Here is a 23,996-nt window from a genome sequence, read left to right on the forward strand (position 1 = left end):
AGCGGCGCCTGGCGGGAAGTGATTATTTTATTTATTGGGTAATTAGGTGTACATTTGCGTGCAATTATTTTTTAACTGATTAATAGTTGCATCATGCCTGCGGGAAAATCTAAACCCAAATTTGTAGCTGACGGACTTACATTTGATGATGTGCTCCTGGTACCGGCCTACTCTGAAGTTCTGCCTAAAGAAGTAAATCTCTCTACGCAATTAACAAAAAACATACGTCTGAATATACCAATGGTATCTGCAGCGATGGATACTGTTACAGAAGCAACGCTGGCCATTGCGCTGGCGAGGGAAGGCGGAATAGGTATTCTCCACAAGAACATGAGCATCGAACGGCAAGCCGAAATGGTAAGACGTGTAAAGCGCAGCGAAAGCGGAATGATCATTGATCCCGTTACGCTGAAGGTGGATGCCACCATCGGAGAAGCGCTGCGACTGATGAAAGAGAACGGTATTGGCGGTATTCCCATCATTGATGACCACAACAAGCTGGTAGGCATCCTGACAAACAGGGACTTACGGTTTGAAAAAAATAAAAAACGCCTTGTAAAAGAAGTGATGACCAGCGAAAACCTGATCACTGCTCCGGAAGGCACTGACCTGAAAAAGGCAGAAAAAATTCTTCAGCAATATAAAATCGAAAAGTTACCGGTTGTTAACAAGCAGGGCAAACTGGCAGGACTGATCACTTACCGTGACATCCTTCAGCTGACCAGCTATCCCAATGCAGTAAAAGACGAATTTGGCCGTTTACTGGTGGGTGCAGCATTAGGTATTACTGCCGATTTACTGGACCGCGCACAGGCCCTGATTAATGTAGGTGTGGATGTAGTTTGCCTGGACAGCTCACACGGTCATTCTATTGCCGTACTAAACAACCTGAAGAAATTAAAGAAAACATTCCCCAAACTGCAGGTGATTGCCGGTAACGTAGCTACCGCAGATGGTGCGCTGGCACTGGCACAGGCAGGAGCCGATGCAGTGAAAGTAGGTGTAGGACCTGGTTCTATCTGTACTACCCGTATTGTTACAGGCGCTGGTTTCCCGCAACTGTCCGCTGTAATGGAAGCTGCTGATGCACTGAAGAAACTGGGTATCCCGGTAATTGCAGATGGTGGTATCCGCTATACCGGCGACATGGTGAAAGCCCTCGCCGCAGGCGCTTCTACCATCATGGCAGGATCTATTTTTGCAGGAGTGGAAGAAAGCCCCGGGGAAACTATCATTTACGAAGGACGTAAATTTAAATCTTACCGTGGTATGGGTTCTATTGAAGCCATGCAGGAAGGTAGTAAGGACCGTTACTTCCAGGATGAAGATGATATCAAGAAACTGGTACCGGAAGGTATCGTTGGCCGTGTTCCATACAAAGGTATGTTGTCAGAAATAGTACAACAATTTGTAGGTGGTTTACGGGCTGGTATGGGTCTTACCGGTTCCAAAGATATTAAGGCTTTACAGGGAGCGCAGTTCGTAAAAATTACAGCAGCTACCGTAAAAGAAAACCACCCGCATGATGTGGTGATCACAAAGGAAGCACCTAACTACAGCAGATAAACAACTGTTTAGATATAACGCCTGGTATGAAAGTACCGGGCGTTTTTGTTTTCAGTAATTCCCCGCTTATCTTCGTCGTAATTCGTAATTCATAATCCGCAATGCTTACATGAAGAAGCCTTACCTGTTGCTGAGTATACTGAGTGGTTTGATTTGCTGGCTTGCCTGGCCCACCCTGCCGTTTACCCCGCTTATTTTCATCGCCTTTACGCCCCTATTATATATCAGCGATAAGGTGCAGCACCGCTGGAAATATTTCGGGCTTCTTTTCATGGCTTTCCTCGTTTGGAATGTGGCATCCACCTGGTGGGTGGGCAATACCACCCTTCCGCTGAGCGGCGTTTTTGCCAATTGCTTCAACGCCCTGCTCATGAGCATTCCCTGGCTGGGTTTCAAAAACACGAAGCGGAAATTGCCGGAATCTGTGGCTTACTTTGCATTGATCGTATATTGGTTAACGTTTGAATACATTCACCAGACCTGGGAATTCAGCTGGCCATGGCTGGTGCTTGGCCATGCCTTTGCACTGCGGCCGGGATGGATCCAGTGGTATGAGTATACCGGTACCAGCGGAGGCACTTTCTGGGTGTTACTGGCCAATGTTGTTATTTACAATGTATGGAAACGGGCCCGCCTATACGATTTTACGTGGAAACAGATCCTGTTGGGGGAAAGCTGGAAACCGCTGCTGGTAATTGGTTTACCGTTGATTATTTCTGCCTTTATATCTGCCCCGGTGGATAACCCTTCGCGGAAAACAGAAATCGTGATTGTGCAGCCGAATATTGATCCTTATGATGAAAAGTTCAGCGCAGGATCGGCGATGGAGCAGCTTGGAAAGTTTTTACATCTCACGGAAGAAAAAGCAGATAGCAATACCCGTTATATTATATGGCCGGAAACGGCATTGTTCCCGCAGGGCGCCTGGGAACATGAACTGAACTATCAGCCGGAAATTGTGGCCATCCGTGAAATGCTGCGCAAATACCCGAAGGCGAAGCTTATCAGCGGTGCTGCCACTATGAAACGCTACCTCACTACCGATGAAATACCCACCACCGCCCGCACCATGAATGACGGCACCCGTTGGGATGCCTATAACAGCGCGATCCAGGTAGATACTTCCCGCAACGTCCAGGTATATCATAAATATGAGCTGGTACCCGGCGCCGAACTGGTGCCGTATGTAGGCTACCTATCGTTTATGCAAAGTGTGGCGCTGGATTTTGGCGGTATTACCGGCAGTTATGGCAGGATGCCGGGTGTGGAAATGTTTACAAATCCCGCCGACAGCATTAACGTGTTCCCCGTAATCTGCTATGAATCTGTGTTTAGCAATTACATGGCCACCCATATTAAACCCGGTGCTAATTTATTAGTCATTATAACCAACGACGGATGGTGGGGAAACACCGAAGGTCACCGGCAGCATTTACAGTATGCCCGGATACGCGCCATTGAAACCCGGCGCTGGATAGCCCGCTGTGCCAATACGGGTATATCGGCCGTGATTGACCCGGCAGGAAACGTGCATCAGCCACAACCCTATTGGAAAGAAGCTGTTTTTAAAGCAACTGTAACACCGGAGGCAGGTATTACGTTCTATGTAAAAAATGGTGATCTGGTTTCGAAAGCGGCACTAATATTTTGTATCTTGTTTGTGGTACATGCTTTTATTTCACGATTTATTCCCGGCTTAAGACATGCGGAAATCAATCAATAACGGAAACATCACCTGGCTCGACGAAGGCAAGGGTGCAGCGATAGTGCTTATACACGGTTTTTCAGAAAATGCCACGCTTTGGCACAACCAAACAACGCGACTAAAGGAGCATTACCGGATTATTATCCCTGATTTGCCCGGCACCGCATTATCGCCGCTCACTACTCCGCTGACCATTGAATCTATGGCGGAGTACGTATATGCCATCCTGTTAGCAGAAAATATCAGTGAAGCAGTTGTTATCGGTCACTCGATGGGTGGCTACATTGCGCTGGCGCTGGCTGAAAAATACCCGGCACTGCTGAAAGGACTTGGACTCTTTCATTCGACTGCAAAGGCAGACAGTGAAGAGAAAAAAGAAGGCAGGCGCAAATCCATCCGGATGATGGAACAATACGGAGCAGAAACATTTTTACGGCAAACACTGCCCAATATGTTTAGCCCGGCTACCAAAAGTAAACATAACGAATTAATAGACGCCTATGTAAAACTAGGCATGGAATGCCAGCTTCCTGCGCTGATAGCGTATTACGAAGCAATGGCAGTGAGACCGGACCGGACAGCCGTATTGAAAACCCTTCGGGTGCCGGTATTATTTATGATCGGGAAAGATGATAATGCAGTGCCGCTGGATAACGTGTTGCCTCAGATAACTTTACCCCCGGTTAGCAGCATACATATTTTTGAAAACGTGGGCCACATGGGTATGTGGGAAATAGCGGAAGAGAGCAATGTGATATTGGAGCAGTTCATCGCATTTTGTCAACGATAATCTAAAAACACCTGTTGTGAAAAAACTTCTTGTCATCCTGCTATGCATGGTGTGCGCCCTGGTGGCGCAGGCCAGTCATATTATAGGCGGACAGGTATATTACAAGTTTCTCGGGCAGAGTGGAAACAACCTTCAATATTCCATCACACTGAAATTATACCGCATCTGCGGCGATGGGGAGCGGATTGCCAAAATGCCCTCTGCTGTGTATCTTTCTTCTTTTGACAGAAGTGATTACCGGGCGGTAGGCCAGTACAAAATTTCACGTACCAGCTTTGAAGTAAAAAATCTTGCAAAAATAGATCCTTGTATCGTTAACCCACCGGTGATCTGTTACCAGATCGGAACTTACACTACCACTATTTCCATTCCGGTAAACGCCTCGGGGTATACCATTGCTTTCCAGAGCTGTTGCCGCGATCCATATATGGAAAATATAGTGGCAGAACCTATTCCCGGCGGCCGTCCCGGCGACCTGGGCACTGGTGCTACCTACTACGCGGATATTCCCGGCAGCAACTCCGGCGCTACCAATAATTCCAGTCCCGTTTTTAATAAAGAAGAAGCTACCCTTGTTTGTGCAGATAAGAAATTCACGTATGATTTTTCTGCGTCGGACCCGGATGCAGATTCGCTCAGCTACGAGTTCTGCGATGCTTATAAAGGCGGTCAGACCAGTGAAGGAGATGTACCACCTGCAGCGGTAGCGCCTCCCTACAGTTTCGCCAGCTATGTGTCGCCATTCAGCGGCAGCAGTCCGCTGGGATCTACCGTAACCATAGATCCGCATACCGGCATTATTTCCGGTGTGGCGCCGGCGGCGGGTAAGTACGTGGTAACTGTTTGTGTAAATGAATTCCGCCGCGGCCAGAAGATTGGAACGTTGCGGAAGGACTTTCATATCAACGTTACCTCCTGCGTAAAACTGGCCACGGCGGCCATGCCCGAAAAATATGCAGACTGCAACAGCTTAACCGTTACCTTCACCAATAACAGTACGCTCGGAAAACCCTACCACTGGGACTTTGGAGATGGCACCACCCTTGATACCACTACTGCCAATCCTATTCAGCATACCTATGCACGGCAGGGCACTTATACTGTAAAACTTTATGTAGATAAAGCCAGCAATTGCGGCGACAGCGCCACTGCTATCGTATATGCGTACCCGGTATTCAAGCCGGCATTTACCACCGCCGGCGCCTGTGCGAATAAAGAAACGAAATTCAACTCTGCTCCTACCCGGTCCGATGCCGGTGGTATTGCGTATTATAAATGGGATTTTGGCAACGGGGATACTTCCAACCTGGCAAATCCGCCTTACACCTATACCACGCCGGGCACTTATAACGTAAAGCTGTATGCCCGCAATGTGAAAGGATGTGAGCAAACCATTACACAACCGCTGGTGATTTATGATAAGCCGCCATTCACGGCCACCAACGATACCTTGCTTTGTGCAAAAGACAGTTTGCAGATGCGGGCAGGCAGCGCACTTGCCGGCAGTTATTCCTGGACGCCGGATAATTACTTTATCCTGAATCCCAACGCACCAAACGCCGTTGTATTTCCGCCGAAGTCGGCTGTTTATAAGGTAACGTTTACGGATACACAGGGTTGTACCAATTTTAAAGAGGTAAAGGTAGATGTAAGAGATACCATCCGGGTACGGACGATTTCCGACAGCACCGTATGTACCGGTGATGAGGTGCATTTACCGTCCGTTACAGATGGGTTGTATACTTACCGCTGGACGGACCTGGACCGCAACCAGGTAGTGTCGCTGGTGGCCGATGCGTATGTTACTCCGGCTCCGCCCAAACAAAGCTATGAGATACAGGTAGCATTGGGGAAATGCCGTTCTGCCGATACCGTTACACTCAAAGTGGTGGATCCGCCCAGGGCTACTGCGTCTCCTGATACCACGGTTTGTTTTGGTATTCCGCTCACGCTGCGCGCTACCGGGGGCGCTTATTATAAATGGACGCCGGCTTATTATGTGGATAAATCCACATCGGCAGTTACATTGGCCCATCCGCCGGACACCACCTTGTTTACTGTAACGGTAACGGATACACTGGGTTGCCCTAAACCGGTTACTGCCACCGCGATGGTAAACGTGGTGCCTAAAGTAAATGCGTTTGCCGGCAACGATACCATCATCATGCTGAACACGCCGTTCCAGCTGAATGCTACCGGGGGGGTGCGATATACCTGGGCGCCGCCGGACGGATTGAATAACCGCAATATTTATAATCCGGTAACTACGTATAACCGTGATATTACATATACCGTTACCGCCTATACGCAGGAAGGTTGTTCCGGAACCGACAACATTTTTGTGCGCTTTATCAAAGGGCCGGATATTTATATACCTAATGCATTCTCACCCAACGGGGATGGTTTAAATGACCTATTCCGCCCGTTACCGGTAGGTATTGTGCAGATGGAATTCTTCCGGGTGTTTGATCGCTGGGGTAAGCTGATGTTCTCCAGTACGGCGTATCTCAAGGGATGGGATGGAACTGTTAACGGCAATATTGCTGCAGTGGGTACCTATGTTTGGGTAGTTCAGGGGAAAGATATTAACAATAATACTGTTCAACGTAAGGGGACCGTCACACTTGTAAGATAAAGTTGGCCGAATTGAACCGTATATGCTCTTTTTGTGTTAAATTCAGAGAGCAGTATCCCCCATCATGAAGAGAGCAGTTTTACTGATATTGAGCTGCTGTTTGTTCCCTGTTTTTGCGGCTGGATATCATATCATTGGTGGCGAAATTTTTTATAAAACATTAGGAATGACTGAAGATAACTCCCGCTACCGTTATCTCATCACTCTCAAGTTATACCGCGACGCAGATTTTACCTGTGGCGACCGACAAGGTTGTATTGACAGATTTGAGAACCCGGTTACTGCTAACGTGTTTAGTTCCAATGGTTCCAAAGTTTTATCCTCCGTTTACCTCTACATCGCTTTTACCCGTCCGCTGATAGATACTCTGAAAAATCCTTGTCTTGCTCCGCAGGCGCAACACCTTGAAGTGGCTTTTTATACCGCTACCATCGAGCTGCCACCTGTTGCCGGGGGGTATTATGTTTCCTCCCAACGCTGCTGCCGGGGCGAAAAACTGAGCAATATCTATGATTCTGAACACGAAGGATCCACCTATTATACTGTGATACCGGGAATTGAGTCGAGGCCCAATAATAACAGCGCGTACTTCGACCGGGATACTGCTATTGTCATTTGCAGTGCCATGCCGTTTAAACTGGATTATGCAGCGTATGATGAAGACGGCGACAGTTTAACTTATAACCTCTGCAGCGCCTTAACGGATGGTTCCGACGCCAATGAAAGCAACTCCACCACACCGCCGCCTTATAATTCTACCGTAAGTTATATCCCTCCTTATTCGGGCAATAACCCGATGGGAGGCAGCCCGGGAATCTCCATCTCTCCGCAGGGACTGATTACCTGTACTCCTAACCTGGCAGGAAAGTATGTAGTGACGGTATGCGTAAACGAATTTGACCCGGTAACCAAACAGTTCCTGGGTACCCACAGCAAGGATATCTTACTGACCGTATTTAACTGCCAGACAAAAATTACCGCCATCTTTCCATCGGTGCTGAATAACTGTACAGAAGACCCTGCCTTACACGTTCCTATTACCAATTCCAGCGTAGCCGGTTATACATCTACCTATTACTGGACCTTTGGTGATGGTACCGATACGCTCACGGACACCAGAACAATGTTTTATCATCAATATCCCGACACCGGTGTATACAAAGTAAAGATGGTGGTAAACCCCGGGCTGGCCTGTACTGATAGCAGCGAAGGGGAAATATTTAACTACCCGGGATTAACGGCGGGCTTTACCACTACCGGGCACTGCAGGGGTGATCCTGTTCAGTTCAATGATACTTCCTCCTACCGGTATGGAAGTATTACAGGCTATATCTGGGACCTGGGCTTGCTGGACAGTGTGGTTACACCTGGTACACAACGGTCTATGAGATATGTTTTTCCTAAAGGTGACGTATATACGATTTCTTTGACGTTGCTAACGGATAAGCAGTGCGTAAAAACTGTGAGTAAAAACATCAGGATATACGAAGTAAATCCCTTTGCCGGCAACGACACTATCCTGGCGAAGGGGCAGCAAATGGTGATGCAGGGCAGTGGCGGCGAGTTTTATTCCTGGTCGCCGGCAGACGGGCTTGATAATCCCAATATTGCGCAACCCCTGTTAAACTATAATAAGGACATCTCTTTTGCGCTGCGTGTATCTAATCAACAGGGATGTTTTGGTTTCGACTCGGTACACGTAAAATATTACACCGGGCCTGATATGTATATCCCTAATGCGTTTTCGCCCAATGGCGACGGGCTGAACGATTATTTCCGGTTTATTCCTGTGGGCATTACTACCTATACCTTCTTCCGGATCTTCAACCGGTGGGGAGCGGAAATTTACTCCTCAACAAATTTCCGCACGGGCTGGGACGGCACCTTCAAAGGGATGCCGGCTCCGGTGGATACCTATATCTGGATATTACAGGGTACCGATTTCAATGGAAAAGAGATCATGAAAAAAGGAACTGTGACGTTGGTCCGCTGATCCTTAGTAAATTGCATAAAAAAATAACCACTCATGGGAATTGTTCTTATCACCGGCGCAACCGCCGGTTTTGGTCAGGCATGCGCTATTACTTACGCCGGCAAAGGTTATGATGTGATTATTACTGGTCGCCGGAAAGAAAGGCTCGAAGCATTGCAAACCCAGTTAACGCAGGAATTTGGTATCAATGTGCTGGCATTGAATTTTGATGTTAGAAAAGAGGAAGAAGTGAAAGCCGTTTTAGGCACTATTCCGGAAGATTGGCGCAAAATTGATATCCTCGTGAACAACGCGGGCCTTGCTGCCGGTTTAAGCACCATCGACGAAGGCAGTACGGACGATTGGGATGCCATGATAGACACTAATGTAAAAGGACTCCTGTATGTGTCGCGCACCGTTATTCCATGGATGCGCTCCCGCACGATGGGACATATTATCAATATCGGTTCCACTGCCGCCAAGGTGGTATACGCCAAAGGCAATGTGTACTGTGCCACCAAAGCAGCGGTAGACGCTATTTCCCAGGGCATGCGTATTGATCTGCTGCCTTACCGGATAAAAGTAACCGCTATTCACCCCGGTGCGGCAGAAACAGAGTTTTCGATGGTGAGATTTAAAGGAGATGAAGATAAAGCGAAAGAAGTGTACAAGGGATTTATCCCATTAACCGCCCAGGATGTGGCAGACGTAGTATACTACTGCACATCGCTTCCACCGCATGTTTGTATCAACGACCTGGTAATGACGCCATTACAACAGGCCAACGCATATTACATAGATAAAAAATAACACATAGGTGTGATTTCATTACTTGATGATAGTCTTTATATTTGGAAACATTTATATATTTTCTGTACATACCTTACCGTTTCGCAGAAATCAATGCCAATGCAGACTATCCTAAACTATGAAACCATATCCCTATGCTTACATTTATGACTGTGTACTTGCTGCGTCTGTACTATCCCCGGTGGAAAGAAGGCTGGCGCTTCTATTTCGGTAATTCCCGGAAAGGCAATTATGGCCGTTGGGCATCGCGTAAAGATTGGGCCGGACAAAAAGGCTTTTCCCTGGGTTACAGCTGAAACAGGTTTTTAAATTTTGGGATTTAGTTATTTGATTTCCCCTTTTTTATTCCGGGAAACAAACAGCTAAATCCCAAAATTATTTTACGGCATACTCAACAGGCTTACCACTACTTCACTCCTGTTACCTGCTCTTCTTTTATAAGCCACCAGTGTTTTATTATCCTTTACTCCGCTGATCACCGGGAAATTAGCATAGGTGCTGTCGGCAGTAAGGTTGCCTGCCTCCATCGTTTTACCATCTGCTGCTTTATACTGAAAGCCGATCCTGCTATTGAAGTCGCCCTTCCACTTTACCGGTTCATCCCATACAATCATGATATGATCTGCGATGGTAGTCATTTGCGGATGCTTTGCCATAGGTGATTTACTCAGCGATTCCTTTTGCGTATAGGTGTTACCGTTATCAACAGAGCGGCAGTAAAAGGCGCCCTGTCCACCACCCATGGTAAACCATGCAAAGTGAAGACCGGTGCTGTTGGCCGTAAGCGTTGGCCCGGTATGTGGGCAGCCATTTACTACCCAGTTATCTGCACTGATGCGCACGGGAGCAGAAAAGGTGCGGCCACCATCTGCAGATACCTGGTGTACCATATCACGGATAGAGTCGTTGATGATATCGCGGTAGGCCAGGTGAATATTGCCGTTTTCTGCCACATACATTTTAGTGCGGCAGCACTGGCAAATAGTGGATGCTACCGGCATTGCATGCTGAAAACCGTTACGGCCGACTGTGGTAGCGAAGTAAAGCGTAGAGCCTTCAGCGTTAGTATCCTTGCGGTTATCCAGCCAGATGGCAGCAGCTTCTCCTCCCGGCAGTAATGCCATATCAAAATACCGCTGGTCGTAGCCGGCGGTATCTGTTACCATGGGTGCGGCCGGCTGCCAGGTTTTACCATCGTCGAACGACTGTGTGTACATTACTTTGCCTGCATATTTATTCCGCGGATCATTGGCTTCCACACCAAAGAGCGCTATCACCGTACCACCGGGCTTAAACAGCAGCTTGGGTAAATTTTCATCATGCGGGTATACGCCTGCAGAAGCAGGAATAGCAACGGGAGCAGAAAACGTATAACCATTATCGTTAGACACTGCATAGTACATCAAACCGGTATCTGCACCGCTGTTCGTTTCCACCCAGCTGATCACCGGGCGGCCATCTGCATCCTTTGTAATAAACGGACAGGATGCATCTTTCCCTGCATGCGACACCACTATTGCCTGACCAGGTTGTAAGGCGCCGGAGTGGCACGCGGCAATTCCAATCATCATTAATATCCATACTCCTGCTTGCTTCATTTGTTTATTTTTTTCCGGTGAACGTATATGCCACGCCGAGGTTGAAAGTTTGACGCGGACCTACCCTGTATGTTTTACCATAGGCGGATTGCTCTGCGGTGGTGGCATACAACTGGTCTCCAACATTCATGCAGTTCAGCCAGCACTCAAATCCCTTATAAGCATATCCTACCCTGGCATTAAACAGGTTATAGCCATTGTATAAAGAAGTGTTGGCGGGATCCATATAATACTTACTGATATGCTGCCATTCGGCGCCGAGCCTGAAACCATTTAACAGCGCCGGTTTCCACGTAACTTCTGTATTCGTGATCCACTTAGGCGCACCGCTCATCTGGTTGTTATTGTACACTTTACTGCCATCTGCGTAAGCTTTAAAAATATGTTCCGCGTAAGTGCCGCTGGCGCGGATGAACAAGCTACGCAATGGTGTGTACTTTACGTTCCACTCTACCCCGCTGTGCGTGGTGGCGCCGGTATTCCGGTTTTCATACACACCATCCGCATTTCTTACGCTGATAATTTCATTGGTGCCATTCATGCGGTAAATGCTCACATCGGCATAACCCTTCTGCTGTGCAAAAGCAAACCAGCCGCCGGCTTCATAGTTCTGATAAGTAGCTGATTTCAGCGCCGGTACTTTTACGCCTGTATACAATTCTGAGATATTGGGCGGCGCAAAACCTACACTATAATTTGCATACAAACCGCGGTTTTTACCGAGGTTGTAAGTGAGTCCCAGCTTGGGTGTAAGCGCATTAAAATTATTCCGTTCGCTGGGGGCGCCGGTATAGGCTGATGGCGTAAGGTGGTTGTCAAAATTATAATCCATGCGATCATAACGCAAGGCAGCTACCACCCTCATTGCCGGCCATGGAGAAAACTCGAATTGCGTGTATACGGCGCTGTTAAGCAATCCTACACGGTAATCCGTGAGCAGGGAGTCTGTGTTCCGGTAACTCGTATAATAGCCTGCAGCGTCTTTTGTAATATCAATATAATTGGCCACGTAGGTGGCAGGACTGTAATCGGCGCTTACTCCTGCGATGAGTGCCGCCTGTTTCCAGCCGAATTGTTTTTTGTGTTGCGCAATAATGCCATAGCTGTTAAAGCCGTCGCTGTTGATTTGTCCGCCTGCTTTGAGAGTACCTCTTATATCCCTGATGGCATAAAAGGGATTTTGCCCAATGGTATTATTGCGGAAGAAGGCGGTAAAGGTAGTATGGTTGCTGTTATCCCATTCATGTTCCAGCGTACTGCGTACCCGTAATGCCTTTACTTCCCGGTAGGTAAATGTTTGAAAGCTGCGGTAATCTTTTGCAAAGAAATGGGCGCTATCGAGGCCACCGGTTTGATCTGTTTTATAGTTGATGAGTGTAGCGGCATTGGTCCATTTATTCTTTTCATTGACCTGGTACTCCACTTTCGCGGTGAGCGCCAGCTTATGAAAATCGCTGTGATCCATATACCCATTGGTTTGGTTGGCGTAATAGCCGCTCACTGCAAATCCAACTTTCTTCACCGTATTGGATACGCTGAAATCTGTTCTTTTGTATCCCCAATTACTGCCTTCCAGTTGTATCCGGGCGGTAGGCACCAACGTTGGCGAAGCGGTGATGAAATTAACTGCGCCGCCTACCGCTTCGCTTCCATACAGGGAAGAGACCGGACCACGGATCACTTCCACTGTTTTCAATGCGGCCATATTAATTTCAATCAGCGCATTGTGGTTAAAGTCGCCGATGGTTCTGATGGGTATACCATCTTCCAGGTAAAGGAACAGGCTTTTATACCCGATGGGCTGACGGATCGCCATGGTATGCTGTTCGTTGCCCAGGTCTATCATGTATACGCCGCTCACTTTATTCAGTACTTTATCCAGCGTGGTGGCTTTGGCTTCACTCAGTGTTTGGGCAGATATAGTGCTGATAGCTACCGGTGCTTCCGAGCGTTGCTGCTTATCGCGCGAAGATGATACGATGATCTCATTCAGGCTGGTAGTGCTCTGGCGCAGGTAGATCACGGGCATTCCGGCCGCTGATTCAGCGGGTATTTGCACAGGAACGTATCCCACGTAAGATATTTCTATAGAGTCTGCAGCAGTGGCTGTTAATTCATATTTCCCTTGTGCATTGGTATTACATCCGTTGCCGGCATGCAGTAGTCTTACGTTCACACCCGGCAGGGCTTCTTTGGTTTGTGCATCTGCCACGCGCCCATGTATCTGCTGTGCATAACTGTTAGCAACAGCCATGCATGCAATGAGGAGTAAACAACATTGTTTCATGTATGTATATGTCATTGACTGTTCGCCGGTGGCGAACAGCGTTAATCAGGTAGTATAAGTTCCAAAAATCAGGCTACTACCAGCTGTGGTGGGTGGAAAACGGAAAGAATCAGTGTGTGCGGGTGGGGAGCTTTATAATACGAGGTAAAAACGAGCTGATTAACGGGGGGCGTGGTGTGGAAAGATTGTAACGTTTCTACGAACATCACCTCATATTTATCTTTCCCGGTATTATTATTTTTGTCTTGTTGGGCGTCCCGGTCGAGCTCTTTTTTGAGATGGCAGCGGCCGTTACAGTGCATCTGGGGCTTATTCTTATTTTCACAAAGAACGCTGGCGATATAGGACTGGTTCACTTTAAACTGCACAAAAACCACGCTTCTGCTGAAGTTTTGCAGCAGCAGACCCAGAAATATGCATATAATACCCAATCCTTTCACGCCGCAAACCTAGTAAATAATTACCATTCCCCTGCCAGGAAAAAACGGATTTATAGTTAGATAAACGGGACAGTTGCTGCCTTTGTTCATCTAACTATAAATCCGTAAAATATTTTTATTACCTACTGTGATAATACAAACCGGAAGGTAATACCACCGCTGGTGCTGGTTATCGGGTAAGCGGTGGAGATAACCGGTATGGTTTGCCGACGGTCGTAGAAGAAGCGTAAATTCAGGCGGTTATTCACTACGTAGTCGATAGAAGGCGAAATGCCCACTACTTTCTGGCCGCTGGTAGGAATAGACAGGTCGGCATCCAGGCGGTTATTGGCCGTTTTATCGTCCCGGAAGCTCAGATCCAGCCGGAAGTTCATATCGTTTTGCAGTTTTTTGCCACCATTTTTACTGAATGAGAATGGCATCTGAACACCTCTCACCCTGTAGCCTGCTCCAATGATGATTTCGCTGGAGCGTACTTCTGTGAGCTGGTAATCGATGAGGCTCAAGCTGAGGGAACGGCTCTTTCTGAATTCCACCCTCGCATTCAGGCTGTTCACAAAAGTGAGGTCCACACCCAATAACGGGGAGAACGATTCTGTAAGTGTGAGGTTAGGTACCAGGAAATAAGGATAATAATTTCCGGATATAGTATCCCTGAACGCCGGGAACCCGGTGAGCCGCGGATCTTCAAAATACATGGATGTATTATAGGAGTTCATGCTCAGCGTACCGGTATAGGCGTGCCTGATGGTAAAATTGGTGAGGAAGGAACGGAATGGTTCCAGCTTGGTTAAGCCATTGTATGTAATACTCCAGTTCGGTTTTGGAACATAATTACTGAATGGGTTGCTCTTCACATTATCATTGCCTTGTTTCAGCAGTGATACCTTATCCGGGTCGGCGCCGGTATATGCCGCCAGGAAGGCTGGTATCAGCACGTCCTGCGCATACCTTGTATAACCGTATGCATAAGCCGGATCTTTAGGATCGGTGGCTGGTACGCCCGGATCTTTATTGTATGGATTGGCGGCGCCCAGTCGTTTTGAAATGGCGTTGCGGTATGATTCAAAGTTGCGGAAGGTTTGTGAAATACCATCCGACGTATTGATTTTACCGAACATGGTTTTGATGGCGATGTAAGTAATTTCAAAACCACCGGCATCATATGGACTCAGGTGCTGGAAGTCTGTTGGATCTGTGAGATTTTTGAACAGTTCCGTATGTGTTTTGGTAAACGACTTCGTCATGGTCAGATCAATACGCAGATCGTTTAGCGGTTCCAGCTGGGCCTGTAAGTCCCATCTTTGTGTAAACTGTTGTTGTGCCTGGATATTAAACATGGTATCCGGGGTAATGAGTCCTTTCTGCGCAAACCTGTCGAGCCATTTCCTGTCGGGCTGGTAACCAAATACGAAGTTAAGTCCCGGCGCCATGGTGGCCCAGTTCATACCAATAATTTTGGTACTGTCGATATACCCTGGCAAACGGGTACCGGCATTTTCATTGTAGTTAAACCCGATTCGTTTCAGCATCATCAGTGGTTTCAGCAGTCCTTTTACCCACGGTGAAATTTCGCTGGAAGAAGCGGTCTGGTTCTGATTGGACTGTTGATTGCCGTTGTTGTTTTTGTTATTGTTGTTATTATTCTGATTGTTGTTATTCTGTGGTTTCCTCGCATTTATTTCGCGCAGGAATTTCGATTTATTATACAGTTCCGTGAATTTGAATTCCGCCGTCAGTGTTTTCTGCTGAGAGTTTTCGATCGCGTTACCGAGGTATAAAGCCAGCTGGGAGGCGCCTGTCCACCGGTATTCCGTGCTGTAACCGAATGCGATGTTGGTCCAGCTGAGTGCAGGGAACTTCGACGTAGGCAATGTGTACGTGAAGTTGGCGTTGTGCATGTAGTTGGTATTACGCCCGCCTTTGAAGAAGTTACTGCGCACTGTATCTTTCTTCGCCGAGTTATTGATACGTCCGGCGGGTTCGTCGATGCGTGCGTTATTTACTGCGTTGAATTCAAAATTGATACTACGGGTAAGATCCCATTTAACGGTGTAGTACCGGTCGAACGTAAAGTATTTATTATAGGTTTCCGGGAGCTTGTATTTCACGTCGCCGCCTACATTACGTACGCGGGTAACGCCAAACTGCCTGGAAATATCTGCCCTGAAGCTCAGGATAGAAGGTACATAGTTGACATTGAAATCCCGTATCAGGTCGAGCCAGTGCGTTTTACTTTTGATCAGTTTTTTAAACGGTTCAAGGTAGTGCGGCTGACCGGCATAATTATATCCCAGGCCTCCCCTGTGTTTGGTAAGCACATCATTTTCGATGAGAGGGTTGTGCCGCATGATCTGGGAGAAGGAATAGCTGATATCAAAGTTTTCCACATCCCACAGGTGTCGTTTTCCGCCGCCACCCAGGTTGAGTTTCCGGACGTTGGTGAAGTTGAGACTTTTGATAGAGGTGAAGTCCTGTGCATCGCGCCGGATAGAATCTTTTTCCCGTCTGCTTCTGGCCAGGGCAATTTTATCTTTCAGTTTTATATCCAGATCGTAAGGATCATATTCCGGGTTGCTGGCCGACTGTGAGTAACCGGCATATACGGGGATGGAGATACCTGCTTTCTTTGGCAGCAGTTTACCCAGATCCAGGTTGGCTGCGGCATCGTATTGCAGGAAGTTATCGCGGAACCGTTCATTTACGCGCTGATCAATATTTCCGAAGCCGGCGGTATGCATGTTGCCGGAAACAGAGATGGATCCCAGGTCGGAGAGTTGCACATCTACCCTTGCCAATGCAGCGTATCCGCCTTTCTCATCGAAATCGGAGAGACGCAGTTCATCCAGCCATACTTCCGCGCAACGTGGCTGACCGTCATCTTTCGGGTTCTGGATACCGATCATCATGGTACGGGCATCTCCCAGGCTGGGGTTACCGATTACCGTCATAAAGTTTCCGTACTGGTCGGCTACCGGGTTAGCAGGATAAGGCAACAGCGGTGAACAGGAATCGCACATGTTGCGTTGTTGTTTCAGGGTGCTGAGCTGCGACATGAGCAGGTCGAGATTATTACGTTCCGGCCAGATGTCGAGCGCTGTTTTAGGACCGTTCCAATCCGTTACTTTCAGCGGGATGCGGTATTCATAATAGTTGCTTACAAAGTCGCTACCAATGCGGATTACCGCCTGCACCTGTCCATCTTTCAGGGCAGTAGCGGCGCCTACCGCTTCGGCGTGAATATACATCTGCAGTTTTTTATACTGGCGGAGATCCATATTCAGTGTTTTGTACAATGCGCGGATTTCCCCATCCTGCAGATTACATAACTGAACAGACAACGATTGTTCATTCAGTTGCAGGGTGGTGTTATTGGTGCTGATGGTATTTTGCCTTACTACTCCCGGTGGTAACACGTATGGTATTGGTGTACGGGAAGAGTTTTCTTCAATATTAACAGCAGATGAATTAAAGGTAGTGGTATTATCCAACGGGATAGGATCACCGGGACGCAGTTCGTACATATAACGGCGCCATTGGTTACGTACCAGTTCCAGTTTACCAAAACGCACTACGATGGAGTCGTTAAAGTTGGTAAGGAACATACGCATAAACCGGATGGATTTAAAATCCGGTATGCTGCCTATTTTAGCGTTGTATTGGTTCAACGGTACTTTGAACTGGTACCAGGTTTCTGTTGTTTTCTGGTTATTGGGCAATGTCACATCTGCCTCTACTTTATCCACAATAAAGTTGGAACCTACCGCCATATTGGGTTTCAAATCTACCCTATACTGGAAATATTCCTCTGTTTCATTCATGGTATTATCCCTGTTCAGGTCTTCTGATTCAGGAATATTGGTAGCGGCGGAGGAGAATTGTGATTTCGGGTCAGACACCGGGGAGTTACCTTCCGGGTTGCTGTAGTTCTTATAGCGCTGCAGGATGGTGAGACCATTATATACCGGATCGCGGTAATGCTTGTAGTCATCATTGGCCGGGTCTTGTAAAGCGTGGTTATATACCGGGCTGCCGCCGAAATTTTGTCTCAGCGTATCCATGTATCCTTTAAAGAAGGCCCCTTCGTCCTGTGACTTCAAGCCGTCGTAGCCCACATCCTGGTAGTTACGGATATTGGGGTCGTTATCAAAGGCCTGGGTGATCTGCTGCTGGAATTTAGGTACGCGGCCCCATTTGGAAGAGTCAATCTTATTCGGATCCTGGCGGGGATCGGGCATTCCGTTTTCAAAGAACTTTTTGGAGTCTTTGAGGATATCTTCCGACACGTTACCGAGGTTGAAATACAGGGAACCGCCGGTGCTGTTAGGCTGTTTTATAAAGGGGTCCTGTATCCAGAATTCGATGTATTCTATATTGGCTGTTTCGAAATCACTGTTGTCAATAGCCCTCATGATACCGCCCCATTTACCCTGTGGCCGTGCCAGGTGACCGTTATTGTCCATGGCTATGGGGGTATTGGTAAAGTTATAAGGACCTCTTTCCGTAGGATAGTAAGCCAGATCGAGGGTGCTCAGCTGGCTTTGCCCGAAATCGGTAGACCTGTTCTTGAACACTTCTTTCTGGTATACCAGCCTTACCCGCGGGTCCGACTGATCATCTACCGAAATACCTGCCGGCAGGTTGGGTGATTTTGGTAACTGGAGGGTAGGTTCGATAATATACCAGGACAGTTTTGCCCTGTTTTTTCCGTAATCCAGTATATTATTCAATTCTGCTTCCGGGAACATTACCCTGCCGCTGGCGTCTGTAGCGCCTTTTGGCGTAGAGGCGAGCGCCCAGCTGGTAGCAGGGAACTTCAGGTCGTAGCCACTTTTTACACCTTCGAAATCGTCGATATAAGCGGTACCGCTTTTGCTGCCGGGTTCATTAACCAGTTTGCTGTGGCCCGGGAATAAGCGGGCTACCTCACCGGTGAACAGGATATTGGAAGGGGAAGTGCTGTTATAGTTGGGTAGTTTATCCAGGAAGCGGTTAAGTCCTTTCCATTCGGAGGCGTAGTTTGCGTCTACGCCCACCATTGTATTTTTAATGGGGTCTTCGCCGTAGTTCACCTTTTGGTAATAGGGCCGTTCGCTCATGCGCACCACAGTACCTCCGAGGCTTAACTTATCATTTACCAGATAGTCCAGGCGGGTACCAAAATAGTTCCGGACCTGTTGCCCGAACAGGGAGTTATTTTCAAACTGCACGTTGATAGGTACGCCGGAGTTGAGTACGCCTCCATTGATAATTTTCAGACGTCCGAGGTTATAATCAATGATATAGTCCACATTTTCGCGGAGTTGCTGGCCCCCGGCGGTTACTACCACTGACCCTGGCGGGATGGTGGTGCCGGAGCCAAGGTTGATTTCCGAGCTGCTGGCCGATTTATAGGAGCCCCTGATCACGTACCGGTTCAGCTGCGGGAATTGTTGGGCTATAACTTTGATGGAATCGTATAATACGTTGTAGAGATATTGTTTTTCCAGGCTGGCGTCGCCGTTAAAGGCTTTCTTCAATCCGTCGGCAAAGGGTTCCAGTACGGGGAACATGATTTTACCCGACAGGGAGTTGATCGTATAGCCTTCCACGTAGTCGAACACGCCATCCGGCTGCGGATCCAGCTGGTTATTGAGGCGGTCGAGGCTCAGGATGGTGATGATGGGTGCGCCGGCGTAGTCGCCTTTGGCATCGGGGATATACCGCTTATCACTTGGTGGCCTTCCTTCAGCGCCCGGATCTTTATAGTATACGTCCATGCGGAAGTCTTCCTTATTTACCTGGAAGGCGCCGGTGGCATAAATATTTTTCATCATCAGGTCCCAAACCGGGAGGGTAGGACGGGCGGACGTGGCTTTAAGCAATTTGAGGAACAGAACGGGCTGATTGGCGCTGTTGTTCTGGTCCGGCGGTACATCCTGGGAGAACTCACCCACCTGGTACACCCTTCCGTTGTAGGTGTATTGATAAGCTACAGCCAGTACTTCATCCGGTTGCAGCTGTTGGTTAAGGGAGATAAAGCCCAGTTGCCTGTTGTAGATGTATTCGGTAGAATCGAGTTTACGGGCGAATGTTTTTTCGAACTCTGATACCGGCTGCAAGCCGATATTGAGCAGGCGGCTCACCACTGTCCCGGTATTCCGGCTGCCCGGATCGCTGATCAGTTTTGAATAGAGGTCGTTGGTTCCTCTATCCGGCAGCTTGGAGCTGGTGAGTACAGTGATATCATCCTTATTATAAGGCTCCTGTTCTGCCAGGTCCATCAAACCAACGATGTCGCGGGTTTGGGTGGTGGCCCCGGTTTTATTGGTAACCCATACTTCCAGCCTGGTGATATTGACCAGTGACTTGATCACCGGCAGGTTGGACATGGCGCTGTTGAAATTATTGCGGAAGTATTGTGCCAGCAGGAAGTGGCGGTTATCTTCATATTCGTCGGCCCTCAGGTTATAGTCCTGTACCTGGGTACCGCCTTTGAGCATGAGGTTTTGTTTCTGCGACTTCTGATTGGAGAGTACACTGGTAACGGTTAAGCGGCCGAACTGCAACTGGGTTTTCACCCCGAAAAGCGACTGGATACCGGATATGAGGGTACTGCGCAGGGGAAAGCTGACGTTACCGGCTTCAATTTTCTTTATAATTTCATCGTTGTAGCCGGTGTATTCCAGTTTTACCTGGTTTTCAAAATCGAACTGTGACTGGGTATTATAGTTGGTGATGAGTTTCAGTTTATCCCCGATTTTGCCGACTACGTTCATGTTGATGCCCATATCAAAATTAAACCCGCCATTTTTCCTGGCTTGTTCCACCAGCACGGGGTTTTTGATATTCTGGCCCTGGTATCCGAAAGTGAGGTCCAGGCTACCTTGCGGGCGGATATCCACTTTGCTGCCTCCGAAGATACGGTCGAACAGGTTGTTGCCATTGTACAGGGTGGGTCCATTGGCACGTTGGTTCAGGTTACCAAGTGCGCTGGCTCTTTTCTGCCAGTAATCCTGTTCACTTTGTTTGGATTGCAGTTTATAGAACTCGTCGAAGTTCATATAGGTAGGGTTACGGTAATACTGGTTACCTATTTTTTCGGTAACGGTGTATTGTTTGGTAACCGGATCGTATTCTACTGACTTGTTGATATTGGAAGGGTCCTTGAGATCAATAGCATTCCCTGACCCCTGATCCGTTATTTTGGGGCCGCGTCTGTCTTGAAGGGGGTATTTCAAGGTATCTTTTTTCCCGGTAGTATCGATTTTGGTTTGAGGAGTAATGGTGGTATCCGGTTTCCATCTACTTCTCGATAATTTCAGATTCCCAGAACGATCCCTAGCGGCAGTATCAACAATGATAAAAGATACAATTGCTGTCACTACAAATGCACCATAGTATGTCTTTCTTGCCAAGAAAAATAGGTTTTATAGAGGATTTTATTTACTTCTTATAACGTTTTCAGAGCCTTCTTTATCAGTTCTTCCAAATTTTGCAATAGCGGCTCGGTTTTCATGACCTTCTGGATAGATGATTCTGCCATACCCCGGGCTATCCCCAGAGTTATCAGAGCATTTAACGCATCTTCGTGGATTGTATTGTTCACGTTTGCAGATAAATGTATACCGGTATCCTTATGCTTCGTCAATTTGTCTTTGAGTTCCAGGATTATTCTTTTGGCTGTTTTCGCACCGATCCCTTTCACGCTTTCGAGCATTTTTTCATTTTCCATCATGATAGCGCGTTGTACATCTTCCGGTTGTAAGGACGACAACATCATGCGCGCGGTACTCGCGCCTACCCCTGAAACACTGATCAGCAGGAGAAAAAGGCTTCTTTCTGCTTCTTCAAAAAAACCATATAATGTGTGTGCATCTTCTTTAATCTGGAGGAAGGTCAACAGTTTGCAACTTTCCATATTCTGTATCCGGGAATATGTATTCAGGCTAATCTGTACTTCATAACCGATTCCATTCACATCCATATGAACAAGAGCAGGTGATTTATATGCTAATTTACCATTCAGATAAGCAATCATACGAGGTAAAGGTTCAGTAAATTAATTAAACTTTTGGAAAATGGTTAATAATGTATCCGGGAAAACCGGGGCAAAGATGCTAACTTTTAACGGATTGACAATCCCTAATATTTGTCATATGCGACTTTTTTAGGAAATATACGTTTATATCGTATTTTTACGCCTCGTTTTAAACACATATTTAGTTTATATGAATAAAATAACGGCCGCTATTACAGCGGTGGGTGGGTATGTTTCCCGATTACGTGCTAACCAACCAGGAATTAGAAAAATTAGTAGATACAACGAACGACTGGATATTAACCCGGACGGGCATTTCGGAGAGAAGGATATTGAAGGGAGAAGGGAAAGGTACTTCTGATTTGTGTGTTCCGGTAGCATTGGAAATCTGCAAAAAGAGAGGAATTTCCCCCGAAGAAATCGATCTGTTGATTGTGGCCACCGTAACCCCGGATATGACTTTTCCAGCTACTGCCAACGTGGTAACCGACAAAATCGGCGCTAAAAACGCTTTTGGCTTTGATATCAGCGCTGCCTGTTCCGGCTTTTTATACGCCCTCGAAACCGGTGCCCGGTTCATTGAAAGTGGCCGTTACGCCAAAGTAATGATCATCGGGGCCGACAAAATGAGTTCTATCATTGATTATACCGACAGAACCACCTGTATCATCTTTGGCGATGGCGCCGGTGGTGTATTACTGGAAGCTAATACAGAAGGTTTCGGGTTAATTGACAGCATCCTGAAGAGTGATGGTCACGGCCGTGAATACCTCCACATGAAGGCCGGCGGCTCTGTAAAACCTGCCACCATTGAAACCGTAAACAACCGCGAACACTACGTATACCAGGAAGGTAAAATGGTATTTAAATACGCCGTTTCCAACATGGCTGAAGCCGCGAAGGATGTAATGGAACGCAATAACCTTACCTCAAACGATATTTCATGGCTGGTACCCCACCAGGCGAACAAACGTATCATTGCGGCTACTTCCCAATACATCAATGTACCGGATGAGAAAGTAATGATGAATATTCACCGCTATGGCAACACCACCGCGGGCACTATTCCTTTATGCCTGTGGGATTACGAAAAGCAGCTTAAAAAAGGCGACAACGTAATGATGGCTGCCTTTGGCGGCGGATTCACCTGGGGCGCCAACTACATCAAGTGGGCGTACGACGGCGATAAATACGGTAAATAACCTTACTCCCGATATTACAACGGATAACAGTGGCGGATCACCCGCAGCTGTTATCCGTTTGTGTTTTTACGCCTTCCAGCACGGCCGTAAACACCAGGTACCGTCCTTCGCTGGTGGTAGCCAATACAGCCCCTTTCATCTTTTCCATAAAATCCCGGGTAATAGCATAACTGAGGGCATACATATCATACTGCCAGCAGGCCAGTTGCTGTAAGATCTCTTCTGTAGCAGGGCCGGTATCGGCAATGATGCGGATATATGCTACCCCTTCGTTGTTCCAGGCCGACAGGATCAGCAGGCTGCCCGGCTGTGCATACTGTATGGAGAGCCGCAGCAGGTGCAACTGTGCAATACGGAGCATTTCCGGATCCGCCATTACCACCGCCCCTTCCGGCAGCAGGTTAACTACCACCAGTATTTTTTCCTTTACAGCAGCCGCTGTTTGTTTTAATACCTGCCGGAAGATATCACTCAGCTGGCAATGTGTTCCCTGATAAGCAAACCCCGACAACTGCATGCGGATCCACATTAAGATGTTGTCAAATACACAGAGTGTGCTACCGGATACCGACGCAATTTCCCTGATCAAAGCAGCCATGGCGGGCTGGCCGGCCTCCTGATTCCGCAGCTTCATGGCCACCTCCGAAATATAATACAGCGGTGCGCGGAAGTCGTTGGCGATGATGGTAATCAGCTTGTTCTTAAACTCATCATTTGCCCGCAGGGCCACATTTTTTAGCGATACCTGTGTATAACTGTCTGAAATGGCAGCTTCCTGTTCCTGCCAGGTGATGTATTGCCGGTACCTGCTGTAAAGCAGGATAAACAGCAGGATCACAATAATAAACAGGCCGGCTATTACAAACTGGCTATGCTTTTTCCGCAACTGCACCTGTTCCAGCTCCAGCTGTTGCTGCCTGTTGCTGCGCGACAGCTGTTGCAGGGATTGTTCTTTTAAGAAAAAGGCCATG

General features: G+C 47.6%; 14 protein-coding genes. 8 read left to right on the forward strand and 6 right to left on the reverse strand.

Translation table 11 applies throughout. The features are described 5' to 3' along the window. Positions 1-93: 93 nt before the first annotated feature. The 7 genes from guaB to QFZ48_RS06500 all read left to right on the forward strand — a co-directional run bounded on the left by guaB (position 94) and on the right by QFZ48_RS06500 (position 9,774). On the forward strand, positions 94-1,566 hold the full coding sequence (gene guaB, locus QFZ48_RS06470; RefSeq protein WP_370909346.1) for an IMP dehydrogenase: 1,473 nt from the start codon (positions 94-96) through the stop codon (positions 1,564-1,566). A 109-nt stretch (positions 1,567-1,675) separates the two neighbouring features. After that, the gene (gene lnt, locus QFZ48_RS06475) at positions 1,676-3,289 is read left to right on the forward strand and encodes an apolipoprotein N-acyltransferase (protein WP_429061656.1); all 1,614 of its coding nucleotides are present in this window, start codon (positions 1,676-1,678) and stop codon (positions 3,287-3,289) included. Beyond that, positions 3,270-4,061, forward strand: a complete 792-nt coding sequence (locus QFZ48_RS06480; protein ID WP_429044832.1) for an alpha/beta fold hydrolase — start codon at positions 3,270-3,272, stop codon at positions 4,059-4,061. The genes lnt and QFZ48_RS06480 overlap by 20 nt, the downstream gene beginning before the upstream one ends. Before the next feature lie 16 nt (positions 4,062-4,077). After that, positions 4,078-6,696, forward strand: a complete 2,619-nt coding sequence (locus tag QFZ48_RS06485) for a PKD domain-containing protein (RefSeq protein WP_429061657.1) — start codon at positions 4,078-4,080, stop codon at positions 6,694-6,696. Positions 6,697-6,862: 166 nt separating this feature from the next. Continuing rightward, positions 6,863-8,689 (forward strand): gliding motility-associated C-terminal domain-containing protein, encoded by a 1,827-nt coding sequence (locus QFZ48_RS06490; RefSeq protein WP_429044828.1) that lies wholly within the window; start codon positions 6,863-6,865, stop codon positions 8,687-8,689. Positions 8,690-8,722: 33 nt separating this feature from the next. Next, on the forward strand, positions 8,723-9,478 hold the full coding sequence (locus QFZ48_RS06495; protein ID WP_370909341.1) for an SDR family NAD(P)-dependent oxidoreductase: 756 nt from the start codon (positions 8,723-8,725) through the stop codon (positions 9,476-9,478). A 146-nt stretch (positions 9,479-9,624) separates the two neighbouring features. Next, complete coding sequence (locus QFZ48_RS06500; protein ID WP_370909340.1) at positions 9,625-9,774, forward strand: hypothetical protein; 150 nt, start codon at positions 9,625-9,627, stop codon at positions 9,772-9,774. A gap of 84 nt (positions 9,775-9,858) precedes the next feature. On the opposite strand, the gene QFZ48_RS06505 is transcribed toward QFZ48_RS06500, so the two are convergent. From QFZ48_RS06505 to ruvA, 5 genes are all read right to left on the reverse strand, one after another. Beyond that, on the reverse strand, positions 9,859-11,076 hold the full coding sequence (locus QFZ48_RS06505; protein WP_429061659.1) for a sialidase family protein: 1,218 nt from the start codon (positions 11,074-11,076) through the stop codon (positions 9,859-9,861). A gap of 4 nt (positions 11,077-11,080) precedes the next feature. After that, the gene (locus QFZ48_RS06510; protein WP_429061661.1) at positions 11,081-13,330 is read right to left on the reverse strand and encodes a TonB-dependent receptor; all 2,250 of its coding nucleotides are present in this window, start codon (positions 13,328-13,330) and stop codon (positions 11,081-11,083) included. 101 nt (positions 13,331-13,431) lie between these two features. Next, positions 13,432-13,803 carry a hypothetical protein gene (locus tag QFZ48_RS06515; RefSeq protein ID WP_429044820.1) on the reverse strand — a complete coding sequence of 124 codons (372 nt, stop codon included), beginning with the start codon at positions 13,801-13,803 and terminating at the stop codon, positions 13,432-13,434. A gap of 122 nt (positions 13,804-13,925) precedes the next feature. Then, positions 13,926-21,200 carry a cell surface protein SprA gene (gene sprA, locus QFZ48_RS06520; RefSeq protein ID WP_429061662.1) on the reverse strand — a complete coding sequence of 2,425 codons (7,275 nt, stop codon included), beginning with the start codon at positions 21,198-21,200 and terminating at the stop codon, positions 13,926-13,928. A 35-nt stretch (positions 21,201-21,235) separates the two neighbouring features. Next, on the reverse strand, positions 21,236-21,823 hold the full coding sequence (ruvA, locus tag QFZ48_RS06525; protein WP_370909334.1) for a Holliday junction branch migration protein RuvA: 588 nt from the start codon (positions 21,821-21,823) through the stop codon (positions 21,236-21,238). A gap of 230 nt (positions 21,824-22,053) precedes the next feature. On the opposite strand from ruvA, the gene QFZ48_RS06530 reads away from it, so the two are divergent. Then, positions 22,054-23,025 carry a beta-ketoacyl-ACP synthase III gene (locus tag QFZ48_RS06530; RefSeq protein WP_429061664.1) on the forward strand — a complete coding sequence of 324 codons (972 nt, stop codon included), beginning with the start codon at positions 22,054-22,056 and terminating at the stop codon, positions 23,023-23,025. A gap of 37 nt (positions 23,026-23,062) precedes the next feature. Here QFZ48_RS06530 and QFZ48_RS06535 read toward each other — a convergent pair whose 3' ends face one another. Then, on the reverse strand, positions 23,063-23,995 hold the full coding sequence (locus tag QFZ48_RS06535) for a sensor histidine kinase (RefSeq protein WP_429061665.1): 933 nt from the start codon (positions 23,993-23,995) through the stop codon (positions 23,063-23,065). Between the last annotated feature and the right edge of the window lies 1 nt (position 23,996).

The organism is Chitinophaga sp. W2I13, assembly GCF_050434005.1.
Lineage (GTDB): Bacteria > Bacteroidota > Bacteroidia > Chitinophagales > Chitinophagaceae > Chitinophaga.